Source organism: Granulicella sp. 5B5 (genome assembly GCF_014083945.1).
GTDB lineage: Bacteria > Acidobacteriota > Terriglobia > Terriglobales > Acidobacteriaceae > Granulicella.
Genome location: NZ_CP046444.1, coordinates 920494 through 938084, shown reverse-complemented (window position 1 = coordinate 938084; position 17591 = coordinate 920494). Strand labels below are relative to the sequence as shown.

Sequence of the window (17591 nt, the reverse complement as noted above, 5' to 3'; positions counted from 1 at the left end):
GAACTCTTCCTGCAGCTTCTGCAAAATTGGGTCCAACGGCTTCTTCGTTCGGTTATGTTGGAGTCAGTCATATGTGTGAGCTTCGTTGGTCAGTCCGGTTGCAGGTTTGCCTGGCATGCGTGCTTTTGGCGGCCGCCCTTGTGCTTGCAGGTTGCCGCAATCACCCTTCGCCACTGGAGCCATCGGTCACCATCGCGCATGTGCCGAGAGCCGGATACGGAGGTCCGGAGAACGTCGAATCGATATCGGGGACGGCTACGATCACCGCGCCCGGGCAGCAGATCGTTCTTTATGCCAGAAATGGAAACTGGTGGGTGCAGCCCTTCCGGAGTCGTCCTTTTACCAAGATTGAGGCAGACGCGACATGGAACAATGTGACCCACATTGGTCATGAGTATGCAGCGCTTCTCGTGGCTCCGGGGTATCGGCCCACGCCCACTCTATCCTCTTTGCCATCGGTGGGGGGCGGGGTTCTCGCCGTTGTCACGGTCAAGGGGACTGAGGCGTCTGCTGTCGCTTCAAAGGTGATCCGCTTCAGCGGTTACGACTGGACCGTTCGTGCTGCGCCCGATGACCGTGGCGGAGCTATGAACCAATATGATCCTGACAACGTCTCTGTCGACAAGAATGGCTACCTGCACCTGAGGATGATGGAGCGCAATAGCGTGTGGACCAGCGCAGAAGTGCATCTCACCCGCAGCCTCGGCTATGGGACGTACCGCTTTGTGGTGCAGGACAGTGCGCATCTTGAGCCTTCAGCCGTCGTGGGGATGTTTACTTCCGGCGGGCGCAGTGAGCGTGATGTTCGTTCCGAACTGGACATCGAGTTAAGCCACTGGAACAAGCCTGGAAAGATAAACGCCGACTACACGGTCCAGCCATACTACCTGCCGGAAAACACTTTTCACTTCTCAGTCCCCTCGGGGACGTTCACGCATGTGCTGCGCTGGGAGCCAGGAGAAGCATCTTTCAAGACCTTCTATGGTGCTTCCGGCGGGGCCGGAGCCAGAGAGCTGACCCATCACGTGTTCACTTCAGACATTCCCGTTCCCGCGGCCGAGACAGCGCATATCGACTTCTACGACTTCTTCCACTCGCGGGGCGGGCTCACGCACCCTTCTGAGGTGGTGATTGAAAAGTTCGAGTATCTTCCATGAAGAGATGATGCGAACCCTGCGATACATGCTTCGGTTTACGTTTGTGGCCCTCTGCCTCTATCTTGCAGCCACGGCGAACGCGCTGGATGCAGGGCGGTCACTCTCGCAGTATGTCCATAGTACGTGGGATTCAGACAGCGGTTTCCTCGGCGGTACTGTCTATGCCATCTGCCAATCGGAGGATGGGTATCTGTGGTTCGGTACGGAACGTGGCCTGGTGCGCTTTGATGGGGTGACGTTCAAGTTGATCCAACGCCCTGTGCCAGGCTATGGCCCTATCGGCGCCGTCCGGGGACTGATTGCTGATGCCGACGGCAGTCTTTGGATACGGCTTGATGGTCCGCGACTTCTTCGTTACCGCGATGGAACCTTCGAAGATGCTGCAGTGCGTTACGGTCTCGACGAGACCGCCTTTACGGCGATGTCACGCGACCGGGGAGGGGACCTTCTCCTTTGGGGCCTTGTACATCGGACATTGCGGTTCCATGGCGACCACTTTATTCCGGGCCTTGCGCATGAGGCGCTGGTAGGCGTTACGATCTCCGTCGAGCAGACCGAGGATGGAACTATATGGCTAGGCACACGCGATGCTGGCCTTCTTCAGATCCGCCAGGGGCACCTGATCCATGTTGATGGCTCGGCCAATAGTAGCGTCAACGCGCTTGCACTTGCCGGTCATGGCGGCCTCTGGATCGGTACGGACAATGGCTTGGAGCTCTGGGACGGAAGCCGTCTCATCCGTCCACCTTCGCTTGCCTCCATTGCAAAGCTCCAGGTGCTGGCCCTGACCCGCGACCGCCAGGGAAACTTGTGGGCGGGCACCAATCACGGCCTCCTTCGCATCACTCCGGCGCTCGATGTCTCCACGGAGTTTCTGCAGAATGAACCCACTGCGGAGATCACTGCCGTCTATGAGGACCGCGATGGCAGCCTATGGTTCGGCGGCCCGCGTGGCATCGAACGATTGCGCGATGGCATGTTCACGCAATACTCCGCAGCGCGAGGGAGCCCTTCACGAGATGAAGGCCCGATCTACGTGGACGAAGAAGGGCGAACATGGTTCGCGCCTGTCTCTGGGGGGCTTTGGTGGTTGAAGGACGGCCGCACCGGCCGCATCACGCTGGATGGTCTCGGCAACGATGTGGTGTACTCCATCAGCGGTGGCGGTGGTGAACTCTGGCTCGGTCGTCAGCAGGGCGGTCTCACCGAATTGGCGCAGCGAGGCAATACCTTCGTTGCGCATACCTTTACGCATGCTGACGGGCTTGCCCAGAACAGTGTGTTCTCCGTCCATCGCAATCGCGATGGAACCGTATGGGCGGGAACGGTCAGTGCAGGCCTTAGCGTACTGAAGCAGGGCAGATTTACCAATTATTCCGTGGCGAATGTTCTGGAATCCAACGCCATTTTTTCCATCACAGAAGGCTTTGACGGTACTATGTGGATCGCTGCTCCCGGCGGCGTTGCCAGCTTCGCGAACGGGCACTGGTCAACGTACAGAGCTGCCGATGGACAGCAGACACCCAATGTGCGCTCTATCTTCGAAGATGCCGATCACGTTCTCTGGCTGGCCACTTCGACCGGTATCGCCTATTTGAAGGGCGGTCAAATCGAGTTCGTGCATGGAGCGCCTGAACCTCTGCGTGAGGAGATTCTAGGCATAACACAGGACAACCGTGGCCATCTGTGGGTTGTAACCTCCGATCATGTTCTACAGGTGAATCGTGAACGGCTGCTGACCAATACGCTGGAGGATGCCGACGTCTTGAGCTATGGGGCCGAAGACGGTCTTCCAGCGATGGAAGGAACTCGACGCGACCGCTCTATCGTAGCCGACTCTTCCGGCCGCATCTGGTTATCACTGGCCCATGGAGTGGCTGTCGCGGACCCATCTAGAGCTCCGGACTACACAGACCCTGTAGCTGTGCGTATCGAATCCGCTTTGGCCGAAGGTCGGCCTCTTCGCCTGAGAGAGCATCCGAAGCTGCGTGCCGGTACCCAGAGCCTGACCTTCAATTATGCAGCTACGAATCTCTCCGTCCCGGAGCGTATCCGTTTTCGCTATCGGCTTGAAGGTTCCGACGAGGGCTGGAGCAACGGGGTAGCTCTTCGAGAGGTGGTTTATACCAATCTCGGCCCTGGCCATTATCGATTTCGCATCGAGGCTTCTAACGGCGTCGGCGTGTGGAACGGCCCTGAAACGATTGTTCCGTTCGTGATAAAGCCCGCTCTCTGGCAAACCTGGTACTTTCAGCTTATCTGTTTGCTGCTGCTCGTCGCGCTGATCGTGCTGGCCTATCGTCTCCGGCTCGCGCATCTTACCGACCGGATGAATCGGCGCTTTCAGGACCGCCTTGCCGAGCGCACGTTGATTGCGCAGGAACTTCATGACACTTTATTGCAGGGCGTCCTCAGCGCGTCCATGCAGCTTGACCTCGCCGAAGAATACGTTCCTCCCGATTCTCCAGCCAAGCCCTTGCTCCGTCGCGTCCTCGAACTGATGGGGCATGTCACCGAAGAGGGACGCCAAGCCCTCAAAGGCCTTCGCGCCAGAGAAGGTAACTCACTCACTCTGGAAGCAGCCTTCTCACGGCTCTCCAGCGAACTGCTTACAGACGATAGGATCGCGTATCGTGTAGTTGTTCAGGGAGTGTCGCGCCCTCTCCAGGCCGTCGTGCGTGACGAGGTGTATCGCATCGGCAGAGAGGCTGTCATCAACGCTTTCGTCCACTCACAACCCGCAACGGTGCAGGTGGAGGTAGAATATGCCAGCCGCTTCTTCCGGCTTCTCGTCCGTGACGACGGCCGTGGCATCGATCCACAGGTGCTGAATGAGGGCCGTGAGGGCCACTGGGGCCTCACGGGTATGCGTGAACGTTCAGAAGCTATTGGTGCTCAGCTCAAGCTGCGAAGTCGCGTTGGCGCCGGGACAGAAGTGGAATTGATGATACCGGGTAAGATTGCATTTCAAGACGTAAATCAGCGTTCAAAGCCCCGCTGGCTGTCGTGGCTCCAATCTGATCGATCGGCGAAGGCACGTCAAAATGAAGGGAAATCCGATCCTCAGTGAGCGCGAGCGATAAGATCCGAGTCTTCTGCGTCGACGATCATCCTCTCATGCGAGAGGGCATCGCCGCGGTGGTGCGCAATGAGCCGGACATGCTTCTGGTTGGCGAGGCACAGTGCGGGCGCGAAGCTATCGCGGCTTATTGCCAGCACCGTCCCGATGTCACGCTGATGGACCTTCGGCTGCCGGACATCAGTGGTATTGATGCACTCCTCGCCATACGCACCGAGTGTAAGGAAGCACGAGTCATCATACTGACTACCTTTGACGGTGATGCTGAAATTCAGCGCGCACTTGAAGCCGGCGCCAAGGGCTACATGCTGAAGAGCATGCCGCGCAAGCAACTTGTGGATATGATCCGCAATGTTCATGCCGGCAAACGGCATGTGCCTCCTGAGGTTGCGGCGCAGCTCGCGGAACATATGGGCCATGAATCCCTCAGCAAGCGTGAGATCGAAGTTCTGCAGAAGATTGCAGGCGGGAACCGTAACAGCGATATCGCAGCGCTGCTCTTCATCACCGAGGAGACTGTGAAGGGGCACGTCAAGCACATTATGGAAAAGCTTGGAGCGAGTGACCGCACCGAGGCGGTGGCCATCGGGCTACGACGAGGCATCATTCAGCTTTAGGTATCTACCGCCAGGGTGGTGCAAGAACACCACGATAGAGGGGTTCATTGCGCCTATGGACCGTATTAAGCTAGCCCCACCTCGCGCTTACGCGATGCAGGAGGGCTCCTCTGCAAAGGTTCTTCTCAAGCTTTCCTGAGGGCTGGCCCGGTGTTGGTCTTCTCGTTCTTCGCGTTGCCATCGCACTTTGCATTCTCGATGACCCGCTTATGCTCGATCCCTGGGTGCATCCGATTCTCGCGCTGCTGGTGATCGCATTTTGCGTTGCTATCCTGATTGGCCTGATCACACCAGTGGTTTCCATTGCTGCGGCAGTCACGCAGACGGTAAGCTATGTCATCTTTTTCCTCGCAGCCGACGCGCACCGAGCGCAGAATTTTGTCCGCTGTGCCGAGATAACGTTGCTCTGCGTCGCGCTTACACTACTCGGCCCAGGTGCCTGGGCTTGCGATGCAGCGCTCTTTGGACGACGCGAGATTGTGATCCCGAAGGATCGCCGCCCGTTATAGTCAGCCCCTCGATAGTAGTGCTTCGTGCGCCCTCTACGCTGGGAGACAAAATCCCTTCGATAGCGGCATGTAATCGCCAAGAGAACAGCGCATAGTTCTTCCATGAGCGACAACACGGTTGCTTCTACAGCAGGAGGGAAGGATGCTTGCCGATGACTTCACGCAGGTATCGGTAGTTGCGGACCAAGCTGAACATGAGCTTGCGCTCTATCTGCGTGTCGTACACGACTATCTGGGCCTTCGCGATCCGTTACATAGCGGCCACCTCTGGATCGATATCCTGCAATCTCTCGAGTGGCCGACAAGAGGGCATGAAGATTTCTTTCGGTGCGTAACTATTCTTGCTGTACTTCAACTTCATCATCACCAGGCAGACGTTTCTATCACTCCAGCCCATAGTGCTTTCAATCGCTGGACCACAATCAATCTGCTTAGCCAAGAACGAATTCAGTTCGACCACTTACAGCAAGCAAAGGAGTTCACATGCCGAAACTAAAGGGAAAAGTGGCACTCGTTACCGGCGCTTCGCGCGGCATCGGCGCCGCCATCGCTAAGCGCCTGTCCGCCGATGGGGCCAATGTGGCGATCACTTATGCAAAAGATGCTGCCGCAGCTGATGTCGTCGTCAAAGCCATCGAAGCCAACGGATGCAAAGCGATCGCCATCCAGGCTGATGCCGCCGATGCTGCAGCTATAAGCAGCGCGGTCGAAAAAGCCGTTGCGACCCTGGGTCCTTTGGACATCCTCGTCAACAACGCCGGTACCGCTATCCCCAAGAAGTTTGAGGACACAACGCTAGAGGAACTTGATCGCGTTATCAACATCAATGTCCGCGGTGTCTTCGTCACCACGCAGGCGGCATTGAAGCATATGAACGATAAAGGGCGCATCATCAACATTGGCTCCTCTGTGGGCGAACGCATGATGACGCCTGGCCTTGTTCCGTACTCCGCGACGAAGGGAGCCGTCAAGATGTTCACTCAGGGGCTATCTCGCGAGGTCGGCAACCGTGGCATCACCGTCAATAATGTGCAGCCTGGGCCTATCGATACCGACTTGAATCCTGCGGCCGGAGATTGGGCAACACCACAAATAGCTGCCACCGCGCTGGGTCGTTATGGGCACGTCGATGAAGTTGCGGCACTGGTCGCTTTTGTCGCCAGCCCGGAGTCCTCCTACATTACTGGCGCAAACCTTACCGTTGACGGCGGTACAAACGCGTAGGCGTCAGGACGTATCTGGCGTACAGGAGATTATGACAATGCTTCAAGGGAAGACGGCACTCGTAACCGGGGCATCCAAAGGGATCGGCCGTGCAACAGCATTTGCGCTCGCCGCGGCAGGCGCGCGTGTGTTGGTGCACTATGGCCGCTCCGCTCAGGAGGCCGACGCGGTGGTCGCTGCGATTCGGGCGAAAGGTGGGCAAGCCGACGCTCTTTCGGCGGACCTCAGCGCGACCGATGGTGCAGAGCATCTCACCAAACAAGTGCGCGCCATTATCGGTGAACGCCTAGATATTCTGGTGCTCAACGCCGGCGTCAGCAAGGCCGCTCCCATAGCGGCCTACACGGTTGCGGACTTTGACAACCTCTTCGCAACTAATGTTCGCGGCCCGTTCTTCGCCATACAGCAACTGTTGCCTCTACTGGGTGGGGGGTCAAGCATCGTCGTCGTCTCTTCGCTGGGTGCGCGTGCCGTTGTAGGCAAGCCTGGCGTGGAGAACCCATCCATTCTCGCCTACGCTTCCACCAAGGGTGCACTGGAGACGCTGGTAAAGAACTGGGCTTACATCCTTGGGCCCAGTGGGGTGCGTGTGAATGCCGTTGCTCCTGGAGTGATTGAAACGGACATGTCGAACTTCACGAAGACCGAAGCGGGCCGTGAGGTTGCGCTTGGGATGCAGGCGCTGAAGCGGATTGGCCAACCGGAAGACGTCGCGGATGTCGTCGCGTTTTTAGCCTCTGACAGCGCGCGCTGGATTACGGGCGCGAGCATTCCTGTTGATGGTGGTTCGAAACTGTAGGCGATTTGAGGAGAGCTATTCCTGTGAAGTCGAACGTCGGTAAGGAGATCAAAATCCCTGGCCCCGATCATCCGATCACGGTCTCGGACGCCGGAGTCACGGTACGGGTGACGGTTGCGGGGCAGGTTGTCGCTGAATCGACAAAGGCTCTTTTACTGGAAGAGAAGGGATATCCGCCGGTTTACTATCTGCCACGCAGCGACGCAAACATGTCACTCCTTGTTCGAACGACGCACTACACGTACTGCCCGTACAAAGGCGACTGCACCTACTACAGCATCCCCGTTGGTGGCGGAAAGTCGGAGTTTGCGGTCTGGTCCTACGAACAACCCTATGAGGCCGTTGCGGGGGTCAAGGGCCATCTCGCGTTCTATCCGACGCGCGTAGACGACATTGAAGTGATCTTGTGAATAGCGCTCAAAAGTAGTCATCTAATCATTTCCGAGGATATTTATGTCGCGCCGATGTCTCCGCTTCCAGTTGATCTGGCTACTGCTGGCAACTGCTGCTCAGTACTGCCATGCCATCACAGTGAAGATCCATACCGAGGATGCGCGGGCGACGCTTCTCGCGATGCAGAACCCGAACCTGAGTCATGGTGAAGCGCTCACCATCGCAGAGATGCATGGCAACCAGGCAGTGCTTCGTAAACTTCACGAGTTCAAAATCACCTCGACGACTGAAGACTTTGCCAATGCACTCTATGCAATGGCGCATGGGCAGCCAGTTACGAAGCCGAACGAAAAAAACATACTGCTCGAGATCGAGAAGCCGAAGATCCCACAACTGCTAGCGCTGCTCCAGCAGATTGAGACGAACCCGAAGGGTTTTCAACAGACGATCGAGCGGCGCATAGCGGTCTTCACTCCACCCAACGCCGATATTCATCTTGAAGGCTATGTTGTCGCTGCTGGAGACGGTGGAGGATATGCTTTTGGCAGCACTGATTTCTTCCTCAACATTGGAATTGTGGACGACCTTGCCGTCGCGCAAGAGACCACTACGCACGAGCTCTATCATGCGGTGCAGGGCGCTTTTGCCTCTGACCGTGAACTGAATCTCAGTAACTCACAGAGCCTAAAGAAAGAGGCGTGCGTTGAGACCGGCCACCTCTTCAACAACCTCTATGAGGAGGGCTCTGCGATGTACGTCGGCGATCTTTCCCTTCTGCAGCAGTCGCATTCGCCTGTTGCGGCGCGCATGTTGGCGGACATCGACGACGGCTTGAAGCATATCGATGACAGTGCGACGTTGCTGGAGATGTCGGTCATTGCACTTAATGCCGACCAACCGGTTTCCTACGATGACATGTACAGTGTGGACTTTCTCGGTCATGGTGTGGTCTACATGATCGGCGATGTGATGGCGAAGGCCATTGCCGAGGAAGACGGCCCGCAAGGTCTTGCTGCGCTCCTCAAGCAGCCCACTTATAACTTTGTCCTGCGTTATACCCAGCTGCACAACTATGGGGCCGACAAAGACTATCCGCGCCTGGGGCCAAATACTATTGCTGCGGCGAAACGTCTCGCCGGCGGTTGCCACTAAAGGAGCTATCCGTGCCGAAGACTACGCCAGAACAGAACAAATCCCTTGTGTTGAGAGGGTTCGATACGCTCTTCAACCAACGCGACTACGATGCCGCCGAGGCCTTCTGGTCGCCGCAGTACATTCAGCACAGTGCGCACATCGAGCCGGGCCGTGAGGGCCTGTTCAACCTCATCAAGTCGCTGCCGTCGACGTTGCGCTATGAGCCGGGGCTGATTGTCGCGGAGGGTGACTATGTGATTGTGCATGGCCGGTTCTCGGGCTTTGGCGGCGATGTCAACTGGATTGCTGCCGATATCCTGCGGATTGAGGACGGGATCCTTGTCGAGCACTGGGATGTGATCCAGGATGAGGCGACGGAGGAGCAGTCGAAGAGCAAGGCGCCGATGTTTGGTGAGACGTTTTGAATCAGACAGGGAGACCCCTGCCCCTGGTCTCTGGATATGGGGTGTGTGCGGGGAGGCGCCGGGCGGCGAGTTGCAGGCTGTAGAGGAGCAGGCTGGCGCGGTGGACGTCGATGGTGTTGGCAGCGAGGCGCTGCATGACCTCGGCGAGGGCGCGCTGGAGGGACTCGGCGTCGTGGGGGACTGTGATGGTGAAGCCTCGGCGTGAGCGGCGCTCGTAGGGGTTGGCGACGGGGCGGCGGTCGGGGTGGTGGAAGTAGCAGAAGCGCTCGCCACGGAGAGCGGGTGAGCCGCAGCGGTGGTTGTCGGCGAAGATGTGATTGCAGGTGGGAACGGTGGTCATAGGATGGAGCCTCCGGTAGCCTGGCGGGCGAGTGGGGTATCCATACCCCCACCCCTCCCCTGGGTACTTTTTGATCGAAAGTATTGATGGAAAAGCAGATAAGCCCGGACTTGTGGAGGTCATATCCCCCAGCCGCCGGGCTTAAATACGAAAGCCCGGCGCAGTGCCAGGCTGTGTTTGCTTCTGAGTTAATTGTAGCGTACGTGTCAAGAGGCAGGTACGTGCAGAGCGCATAGAATGATGGCTGAAACCTGCACAATTAAGTGCTTACAAAGTGTTCGGAAAGGCCACCCCATCTCGATGGAAATTCGACTGCGAGTTCAGCTTCCTTTGTTTCTGCTTGCCTCAAGCCTGTGCGCGGCCCATGCCCAACACGCACCGATTCAGATTCACGCTGACCTGACGGATGCACCGCGCAAGATCTACCACGCCGATATCGATCTCCCGGTGCATCGCGGGCCGCTGGACCTGATTACGCCGGAGTGGATTCCCGGGGCGCATGGTCCGGATGGCCCGATCGGCGATATTACCGGGGTGCGTTTTGAGGTAGATGGGAAGGCCATTCCCTGGCACCGCGACCCGGTCGACACGTACGAGTATCACGTGGAAATACCGGCTGGAGCTTCGATCTTGCATGCGCACCTGGACTGTGTGTATGCGCGAGCGACGCGGACGACCGCGACGCTGGAGTGGGAAGACCTGATGCTGTATCCGGCGCATACGCCGGTGAAGGACATTGCGATCCAGCCGACGGTGACGGTGCCGGCACACTGGGGGATCGGGACATCGCTGAAGCCGCTGACGCCGTATGATCCGCAGCACCCGGCAGGTGGCACGACGAAGTACGCTGCCACGACCGTGGAGATGCTGGAGGATTCACCGATCATGACGGGGCTGTACTTCCATGAGTACGCGTTGGCGCCGGGCGTGACGCCGCAACACTATATGGATGTGATTGGGCCGACGGCTGCGTCGATCGTGGCGAAGCCTGAGACGGTCGACCAGATGTCGCAGCTGGTGCGTGAGGCGTTTGCGATGTACGGGCCGCCGCATTACACGAGCTATCACTTCCTGATCCTGCTGCAGGGCAGCGGTGGCGGTGGTGGGCTGGAGCATCACGAGTCTTCAGACAACACGATTCAAACCAATTTTTTTACGGGGTATAAACCGTCGGTGGGAATGGCAGGGTTGCTGCCGCATGAGTTTACGCATTCGTGGAACGGCAAGTACCGTCGACCGGATGGCCTGGCGACGCCGGACTATGCGACTCCAATGCGGGACAATCTGCTGTGGGTATACGAGGGGCTTACGAACTATCTTGGAGATGTGATGGGCGAGCGCATTGGCATGGTGACGGCGGAGCAGTATCGGGCGGACCTGGCACTGACTGCAGCGGAGATGGACGCGAACAGTGGCCGCGCGTGGCGGAGCATTGAGGACACGACCTTCGATTCAGCGATGCCACGGAATGGTGGCAGCAGGGGCACTACGTGGCGCAGCTGGAAGCGTGGGACGGACTACTATCCGGAAGGCTCACTGGTTTGGCTGGACGTGGACACGACGATTCGCAGGCTGACGGATGACAAGAAGAGCCTGCGCGACTTTTTGCAGATTTTTCTGCAGAAGGGCGGCAGTGGAGTGGCGCGCGTGGAGCCGTATAGCCTTGAAGAGCTGGAGGCGGACCTGAACAAGGTCGTCGCGAATGACTGGCATGGGTTCTTCGAGACGCGCATCTATGACGTGCAGCCACATGTGAATACCGAGGGCATCGAGCAAGGTGGATACCGGCTTGAATATGCTTCTGAGCCTACGCCGGATATGGCGGAAGAGCTGAAAAGGGGCTCATCGCTGGTGTCGTGGTTCTCCATTGGTCTGGATGAAAAGACGGATGGAACGATCAGTGATGTACGCGTGGGGAGCGCCGCGGACAAGGCGGGTTTCGCACCCGGTCAGAAGATGGTGTCGGTGGACGGCCAGGTGTTTACGATTGAGCGGCTGAATGAGGCGGTGAAGGCCGCGAAAGGCACGAGTATGCCAATTGAACTGATGGTGCAGGATGAGGACACGATCGCTCCAGTCCATCTGAGCTATAGCGAGGGTCTGCGGTATCCGAGGCTTGTGCGCGTGGAAGGCACGCCGGATTTGCTGAAGGAGATTCTGGCACCGATGGCGGCGGCTGGTCTACAACACTAAAGCAAAGGCTAAGTGCTAAAAGCAAAACCCCTCCGGAGATGATGCCGGAGGGGTTTTGTTTCGAGGCGATGTTGGAGGCTACAGCGTGAGGGAAGGGGGGACGCTGGATTCGGATGTGGCAAAGTGGAGGTTAGGGTCGGGGCCCATCACGAAGCTGAGTGTGGCGCCGTTGGCGATCTCGGAGTGGTTAAACCATGCGCGCTGTTGGGGTTTGCCATCAATAGCAAAGGACTGGATGAAGGCATGAGCGGGGTCTTTGCGTTGGACTTCGATGGTGAGCGTGTGGCCGTTGCCGAGATCGACTTTGGCGTTTTCAAAGAGTGGCGAGCCGAGGATGTAGTTGCCGCTGACGGGGTCGACGGAGTAGAAGCCGAGCGCGGAGAGGATGTACCAGGCGGACATCTGACCGACATCTTCGTTGCCCTCGATGCCGTCGGGGAGCGGGCGGTACATGGTCTCCATGAGGGAGCGGACGCGGGCCTGGGTTTTGTAGGGTGCGCCGGCGTAGACGTAGAGGTAGGCGATGTGGTGCGAGGGCTCGTTGCCGTGGGCGTACTGGCCGACGAGGCCCGCGATGTCCGGCGGTGCGTTGGCGGGCAGTGTGGAAGGGACGGTGAAGAGGAGGTCGAGCTTTTTGAGGAAGGGCTGGCGGCCACCGAAGAGCGCGATGAGGCCGGCGGGGTCGTGCTGCGTGGCGAAGGTGGTCTGCCAGGCGTTGGACTCGGTGTAGTCGCGGTACTTGGTGGTGTGGCCGAGGTCGATGGGGTTGAAGGGTGAGGTGAAGCTGCCATCGGCGAGCTTGGGACGCATGAACTGCGTGGAGGGGTCGAAGTAGTTGCGGTAGTTGGTAGAGCGCTCGCGGAGCATGGCCGCGACGTCGGCGTGGCCGAGGAGTTTGGCGACGTGGGCGATGGCCCAGTCGTCGTAGCAGTACTCGAAGGTCTTGGAGACGGACTCGTCTTCGAGATCGGCGGGGATGTAGTGCATCTTGCGGTAGTAGTTGAGGCCGCGGTAGTCGTCGACCATGGCGCGCTCCATCATGCACTTATAGGCGGATTCGGTGTCGATGCCGGGGAAGCCTTTGTGGATGGCCTCGGAGATGATGGCAGCGGAGTGGTAGCCGGTCATGGTGCCGGTCTCGGTGCCCTGGAGCGGCCAGACGGGCATGCCCGCGGTGCTCTGCTGGGCCATGCGGATGAGGGTGTTGGCGAAGTCAGGGACGCGCTCGGGTTCGAAGAGGGTGTAAGCGGGGTGCGCAGCGCGGTAGGTGTCCCAGCAGGAGAAGGTGGTGTAGTTGTGGTGGCCGGTAGGGAGCTGATGGATCTCGGCGTCCATGCCACGGTAGCGGCCGTCGACGTCGTCGAAGAGGCAGGGGCCGAGGGACATATGGTAGAGGCCGGTGTAGAAGATCTTCTTGTGCGCGAGGTTGGCGGTGGTGACGTGGATCTTGCCGATCTGTTTGCGCCAGAGCTCGTGTGCGTTGTTGCGGACGGCGTCGAAGTCCCAGTTGGGGATCTCGGCGGCGAGGTTCTTGGCGGCGTTTTCGGCGCTGACGGAGGAGATGCCGGTGCGGACGGAGATGAGCTCCTGCGCGTGCGTGGTGAAGTGCAGGACACACTTGAGGTTGTTGCCGGTGGTTTGCGTGATGGGCGCGGCGCACTCCTGGTCGTCCTGATAGAAGACGATGCGGTCGGGCGTTTTGGAGACCTGAAGGGTGAAGTAGACGTGGCGGTTGCCACCCCAGGCGGAGGTGATGCGGCCGCCGGCGAGGGTGTCCGGTGCGGGGCGAGAGAGCTCGGCGGAGTTCACGTTCTTGACGCCACCGTAGCAGTGCTGGAGGTCGAGGACGATCCAGGCCTGCTTGCTTTCGGGGAAGGTGTAGCGGTGGAGTCCGCAGCGTTCGGTGGCGGTGAGCTCGGCGTGGATACCGGTGTCTTTGAGGAGGACGGAGTAGTAGCCGGGAACCATGGTCTCGTCGGCGTGGTCGAAGCGGGAGCGATAGCCGGTGTCGGGGTTTTCGCGGGTGCCGGGGACGATTTTGGCGGGGCCGGTGCCGGGCATGACGAGGAAGTCGAGGAGGTCTCCGCAGCCGGTGCCGGAGAGATGGGTGTGGGAGAAGCCCATGATGGAGGTGTCGGAGATGTGATAGCCGGAACACCAGTCCCAGCCGTCGTCGAAGGTGTCGGGCGAGAGCTGGCAGGCGCCGAAGGGGACAGCCGCGCCGGGGAAGCAGTGGCCGTGGCCGCCGGTGCCGATGCGGGGGTCGACGTAGCGGATGGGGTCGTCGGCAGAGTCTGTGGGCGCGTTGAGAGCGAGCGCAGAGGCGGGGAGACAGGATGCGGCGGCGGCGCCGGCGGAACGTTGCAGGAAGCTTCTGCGAGAGATCATGACCGAGGGTACTCCTTTGAGCGGCGAACTGATTACAACGGGCTTGAGAACGATAACAGCCCAAGGATTTGACTGAATGAATTGTAAATGAGCACTATTGTGACAAAAGAGGGATACGGTTGGCGATGATATCGAGAATGCAGTGGAGCCGGCGAGGGGTGTTGAAGGTGATGGGTGCGGCATCGGCTGGGATGCTGGTGGGCGGGCGCGCGGATGCGCAGACGATTGCGGAGCCAGTGGGGCAGGCGCTGAGCCAGGCGACGACGATTGCTGCTGTGCCGTGGGGCGAGAGACGGCCGAAGGTGGGCGATAGGAAGTTCAGGAGCGCAGCGGTGGAGGCTCAGATTGCCCGGGTGAGCGCGAAGACCGGCGACAAGGAGATGGCGAGGCTGTTTGCGAACTGCTATCCGAATACGCTGGACACGACGGTGGAGCCGGGGACGTGGGAGGGCAAGCCGGATACGGCGGTGGTGACGGGAGACATTGCGGCGATGTGGCTGCGGGACTCGTCGGCGCAGGTGTGGCCTTACCTGCCACTGCTGAAGGAGGATGACGCGCTGCGCGGGCTGGTGGAAGGCGTGATCCGGAGGCAGACGCGGTGTCTGCTGATCGACACGTATGCGAATGCGTTTATGGCGGACCTGAACGCGAAGCCGCTGCCGTGGAGCGTGGACGACAAGACGGAGATGAAGCAGGGCGTCGGCGAGCGGAAGTATGAGCTGGATTCGCTGTGCTATCCGATACGGCTGGCGCATGGGTACTGGAAGCAGAGCGGCGATGTAAAGCCGTTCGATGCGGCTTGGCAGAAGGCGATGACGCTGGTGGTGCAGACGATGCGCGTGCAGCAGAGGAAGGATGGCGTGGGGCCGTATCACTTTCAGCGGACGTCGCCGATCGCGACGGAGACGCTGCCGGGGAACGGCTATGGGAACCCGGTGAGGCCGGTGGGGCTGATCGCTTCGGGGTTTCGGCCGTCGGATGATGCTTGTGTGTTTCCGTTTCTGGTGCCTTCGAATTTGTTTGCGGTGACGTCGTTGCGGCAGCTGGCGGTGATGGCCCATGCGGTGCTGAAGGATGCGGAGCTGGCGCGTGAGGCGGAGTCGCTGGCTGGTGAGGTTGAGGGCGCGCTGAAGCAGTACGCGGTGGTGAAGGTCGAGCAGGGAACGGGCGTGGAAACTATTTGGGCGTATGAGGTGGATGGCTTTGGGAGCCAGTTGCTGATGGACGATGCGAATGTGCCGAGTTTGCTGGGACTGCCGTATCTGGAGAGCTCGTTGGATGCGGCGCTGTATGCACGGACACGGGCGTTTGTGTGGAGCGCGAGGAACCCGTGGTTCTTCAAGGGGACGGCGGGTGAGGGCGTCGGTGGACCGCATGAGGGGAAGGACATGATCTGGCCGATGTCGCAGATGGTGTATGCGCTGACTAGCCAGTCGAGCGCGGAGATTGGGCATGCGCTGGCGATGCTGAAGGCTTCGAGCGCAGGGACCGGGTTTATGCACGAGAGCTACGACAGGAACGATGTGAAGAAGTTTACGCGGCCTTGGTTTGCTTGGGCGAATACGCTGTTCGGTGAGTTGATTGTGAAGACGGTGGCGACGCGTCCAGAGCTGCTGGCGAAGGTGGGTGCATGAAGCGACGCGGGTTTTTATATGGAGTGGCGGCGGGAGTGGTTGCGTCTCGTGCGGGGGCATGGACGGGCGCTCTGGGTGAGTACAAGGGCGTGGTGCGGGCGCTGCCTTCGGCTAAGGAGCGCGCGTGGCAGGACCTTGAAGTGGGGATGTTCGTCCACTTTGCGCCGAACACGTGGCAGGATGTGGAGTCGGATAACTTGTCGACGCCGCTGAGTGAGATTGATCCGAAGAACTTGAGCACGGACCAGTGGGCGCAGACGGCGGTGGCGCTGGGGGCTCGGTACATCGTGTTTGTGGCGAAGCACCAGGGCGGGTTCTGCATGTGGCAGACGAAGACGACGGAGTACAGCATTCGCAATACGCCCTGGAAAGATGGCAAGGGCGATGTGCTGCGCGAGGTGGAGGCTTCGTGCAGGAAGTATGGGTTGAAGCTGGGGGTGTATGTGTGTCCGCGGGACGATCACTTTGGCGCGGGGACTGGTGGGGTGTGCAAGACGCTGGAGCTGCAGGCGAAGTATGACGCGATGTATCGCGAGCAGCTGACGGAGGTGTTTACTCGGTATGGCGAGTTGGTGGAGATATGGTTCGATGGGTCGACGGTGACGCCGGTGGGCGATCTGCTGGCGAAGTATCAGCCGGGGGCGATGGTGTTTCAGGGGCCGCAGGCGACGATTCGGTGGGTGGGGAATGAGGATGGGTTCGCGCCGTATCCGTGCTGGAACGGGATTGATGCGGCGGAGGCGAAGAGTGGGACGGCGACGGCGCTGGACAGCGATCCGAATGGAAGCGTGTGGCTGCCGAGCGAGGTGGATGTTTCGATTCGGCGGCCAAACTGGTTCTGGAGTACGAAGAACGCGAACAAGGTGTTGACGCTGGATCAGTTGATGTCGATCTACTACCGAAGTGTGGGGCGTGGGGCGCAGTTGCTGCTGAACATTCCGGCGAACCGCGAGGGGTTGTTGTCTGATCCGGATTGCCGTGTGGCTGCGGCGTTTGGTGCTGAGGTGAAGCGGCGGTTTGGTTCGCCTGTGGGGATGAGGAGTGGCAAGGGCGAGTCGATCGAGTTGAAGCTGGCGAAGCCGATGCGGATTGATACGGTGGTGTTGCAGGAGGAGATTGCGCTGGGGGAGCGGGTGCGGGGGTATCGGCTGGAGGCGCGTACTGGTGGTAGCTGGAAGGAGATTGGGGCGGGGTCGGCGATTGGGCATAAGCGGATTCAGCCGGTGGAGTCGCAGGTTGTGGATGCTGTGCGGCTGGTGGTGACGGAGGCTGCTGCTGCGCCGATGATTCGGACGCTCGCGGTTTTTGATACGGTTGTTGCGCCGCCGGCGGATTGGGATGCGGTGTCTTCGTTGTGGTCGGCGAACCTGGTGGGGAAGTGGGCTGCGGGGAGCTTTTCGCTGGACCTGACGAAGGCTGTCCATGCCGCGACGGAGTATTTGCTGCGGTTTCATCCGGTGGCGGGTGCTGTGACGGGCTTGCGTGATGTGATGCTGCAGATTGGAGAGGCTTCGAATCCTGCGCTGGTGAAGCGCGTGCCGGGGCGTAGCGATGAACTGCTGCTGGATATTACGGGGCTGGATAAGACGATCCGTGTGAGCGGGAAGGTCGAGGGTGCGGAGAGCGGGTCGGTGACGCTGGAGCGGCGGTAGCGCGCGCTTCGCGCGCGAGAAGCAGGTTCCTCGCTGTGCTCGGAATG

At 59.6% G+C, this 17591-nt stretch carries 15 protein-coding genes; 13 read left to right on the top strand and 2 right to left on the bottom strand.

Annotated features, from left to right (window positions below):
• Nucleotides 1-71: 71 nt before the first annotated feature.
• From GOB94_RS04085 to GOB94_RS04040, 10 genes are all read left to right on the top strand, one after another.
• The gene (locus tag GOB94_RS04085; RefSeq protein WP_255484220.1) at nucleotides 72-1157 is read left to right on the top strand and encodes a glycoside hydrolase family 16 protein; all 1086 of its coding nucleotides are present in this window, start codon (nucleotides 72-74) and stop codon (nucleotides 1155-1157) included.
• A 4-nt stretch (nucleotides 1158-1161) separates the two neighbouring features.
• On the top strand, nucleotides 1162-4227 hold the full coding sequence (locus GOB94_RS04080; RefSeq protein ID WP_182277624.1) for a sensor histidine kinase: 3066 nt from the start codon (nucleotides 1162-1164) through the stop codon (nucleotides 4225-4227).
• Nucleotides 4224-4853 (top strand): response regulator transcription factor, encoded by a 630-nt coding sequence (locus GOB94_RS04075; protein WP_182277623.1) that lies wholly within the window; start codon nucleotides 4224-4226, stop codon nucleotides 4851-4853. The genes GOB94_RS04080 and GOB94_RS04075 overlap by 4 nt, the downstream gene beginning before the upstream one ends.
• A 209-nt stretch (nucleotides 4854-5062) precedes the next feature.
• The gene (locus GOB94_RS04070; RefSeq protein ID WP_182277622.1) at nucleotides 5063-5362 is read left to right on the top strand and encodes a hypothetical protein; all 300 of its coding nucleotides are present in this window, start codon (nucleotides 5063-5065) and stop codon (nucleotides 5360-5362) included.
• A 142-nt stretch (nucleotides 5363-5504) separates the two neighbouring features.
• A complete protein-coding gene (locus GOB94_RS04065; RefSeq protein ID WP_182277621.1) occupies nucleotides 5505-5858 on the top strand; it encodes a hypothetical protein in 354 nt (117 codons plus the stop codon).
• Nucleotides 5846-6586, top strand: a complete 741-nt coding sequence (locus GOB94_RS04060; protein ID WP_182277620.1) for a 3-oxoacyl-ACP reductase family protein — start codon at nucleotides 5846-5848, stop codon at nucleotides 6584-6586. The genes GOB94_RS04065 and GOB94_RS04060 overlap by 13 nt, the downstream gene beginning before the upstream one ends.
• 31 nt (nucleotides 6587-6617) lie before the next feature.
• Complete coding sequence (locus tag GOB94_RS04055; protein ID WP_182277619.1) at nucleotides 6618-7385, top strand: SDR family oxidoreductase; 768 nt, start codon at nucleotides 6618-6620, stop codon at nucleotides 7383-7385.
• Nucleotides 7386-7408: 23 nt separating this feature from the next.
• Complete coding sequence (locus tag GOB94_RS04050; RefSeq protein WP_255484219.1) at nucleotides 7409-7795, top strand: DUF427 domain-containing protein; 387 nt, start codon at nucleotides 7409-7411, stop codon at nucleotides 7793-7795.
• A gap of 43 nt (nucleotides 7796-7838) precedes the next feature.
• Complete coding sequence (locus GOB94_RS04045) at nucleotides 7839-8930, top strand: DUF5700 domain-containing putative Zn-dependent protease (RefSeq protein WP_182277618.1); 1092 nt, start codon at nucleotides 7839-7841, stop codon at nucleotides 8928-8930.
• 11 nt (nucleotides 8931-8941) lie between these two features.
• Nucleotides 8942-9337 (top strand): nuclear transport factor 2 family protein, encoded by a 396-nt coding sequence (locus tag GOB94_RS04040; protein ID WP_182277617.1) that lies wholly within the window; start codon nucleotides 8942-8944, stop codon nucleotides 9335-9337.
• 1 nt (nucleotide 9338) lies between these two features.
• Here the strand turns inward: GOB94_RS04040 and GOB94_RS04035 are convergent, their stop codons facing one another.
• Nucleotides 9339-9677, bottom strand: a complete 339-nt coding sequence (locus GOB94_RS04035) for a hypothetical protein (RefSeq protein ID WP_182277616.1) — start codon at nucleotides 9675-9677, stop codon at nucleotides 9339-9341.
• Between the two features lie 300 nt (nucleotides 9678-9977).
• Between GOB94_RS04035 and GOB94_RS04030 the strand changes: the two genes are divergently transcribed.
• Nucleotides 9978-11870 (top strand): M61 family metallopeptidase, encoded by a 1893-nt coding sequence (locus tag GOB94_RS04030; RefSeq protein ID WP_182277615.1) that lies wholly within the window; start codon nucleotides 9978-9980, stop codon nucleotides 11868-11870.
• A gap of 78 nt (nucleotides 11871-11948) precedes the next feature.
• On the opposite strand, the gene GOB94_RS04025 is transcribed toward GOB94_RS04030, so the two are convergent.
• Nucleotides 11949-14258 carry a GH92 family glycosyl hydrolase gene (locus tag GOB94_RS04025; protein WP_182277614.1) on the bottom strand — a complete coding sequence of 770 codons (2310 nt, stop codon included), beginning with the start codon at nucleotides 14256-14258 and terminating at the stop codon, nucleotides 11949-11951.
• Between the two features lie 125 nt (nucleotides 14259-14383).
• On the opposite strand from GOB94_RS04025, the gene GOB94_RS04020 reads away from it, so the two are divergent.
• A complete protein-coding gene (locus GOB94_RS04020; protein WP_255484218.1) occupies nucleotides 14384-15892 on the top strand; it encodes a glycoside hydrolase family 125 protein in 1509 nt (502 codons plus the stop codon).
• The gene (locus GOB94_RS04015) at nucleotides 15889-17544 is read left to right on the top strand and encodes an alpha-L-fucosidase (RefSeq protein ID WP_182277613.1); all 1656 of its coding nucleotides are present in this window, start codon (nucleotides 15889-15891) and stop codon (nucleotides 17542-17544) included. Before GOB94_RS04020 ends, GOB94_RS04015 begins: the two co-directional genes overlap by 4 nt.
• Nucleotides 17545-17591: the final 47 nt, after the last annotated feature.

Coding starts and splice junctions, on each gene's coding strand:
- GOB94_RS04030 (WP_182277615.1), top strand. CDS start 9,978: ATGGAAATTCGACTGCGAGTTCAGCTTCCTTTGTTTCTGCTTGCCTCA.
- GOB94_RS04065 (WP_182277621.1), top strand. CDS start 5,505: ATGCTTGCCGATGACTTCACGCAGGTATCGGTAGTTGCGGACCAAGCT.
- GOB94_RS04025 (WP_182277614.1), bottom strand. CDS start 14,258: ATGATCTCTCGCAGAAGCTTCCTGCAACGTTCCGCCGGCGCCGCCGCC.
- GOB94_RS04080 (WP_182277624.1), top strand. CDS start 1,162: ATGATGCGAACCCTGCGATACATGCTTCGGTTTACGTTTGTGGCCCTC.
- GOB94_RS04060 (WP_182277620.1), top strand. CDS start 5,846: ATGCCGAAACTAAAGGGAAAAGTGGCACTCGTTACCGGCGCTTCGCGC.
- GOB94_RS04085 (WP_255484220.1), top strand. CDS start 72: ATGTGTGAGCTTCGTTGGTCAGTCCGGTTGCAGGTTTGCCTGGCATGC.
- GOB94_RS04070 (WP_182277622.1), top strand. CDS start 5,063: ATGCTCGATCCCTGGGTGCATCCGATTCTCGCGCTGCTGGTGATCGCA.
- GOB94_RS04045 (WP_182277618.1), top strand. CDS start 7,839: ATGTCGCGCCGATGTCTCCGCTTCCAGTTGATCTGGCTACTGCTGGCA.
- GOB94_RS04020 (WP_255484218.1), top strand. CDS start 14,384: ATGATATCGAGAATGCAGTGGAGCCGGCGAGGGGTGTTGAAGGTGATG.
- GOB94_RS04035 (WP_182277616.1), bottom strand. CDS start 9,677: ATGACCACCGTTCCCACCTGCAATCACATCTTCGCCGACAACCACCGC.
- GOB94_RS04055 (WP_182277619.1), top strand. CDS start 6,618: ATGACAATGCTTCAAGGGAAGACGGCACTCGTAACCGGGGCATCCAAA.
- GOB94_RS04015 (WP_182277613.1), top strand. CDS start 15,889: ATGAAGCGACGCGGGTTTTTATATGGAGTGGCGGCGGGAGTGGTTGCG.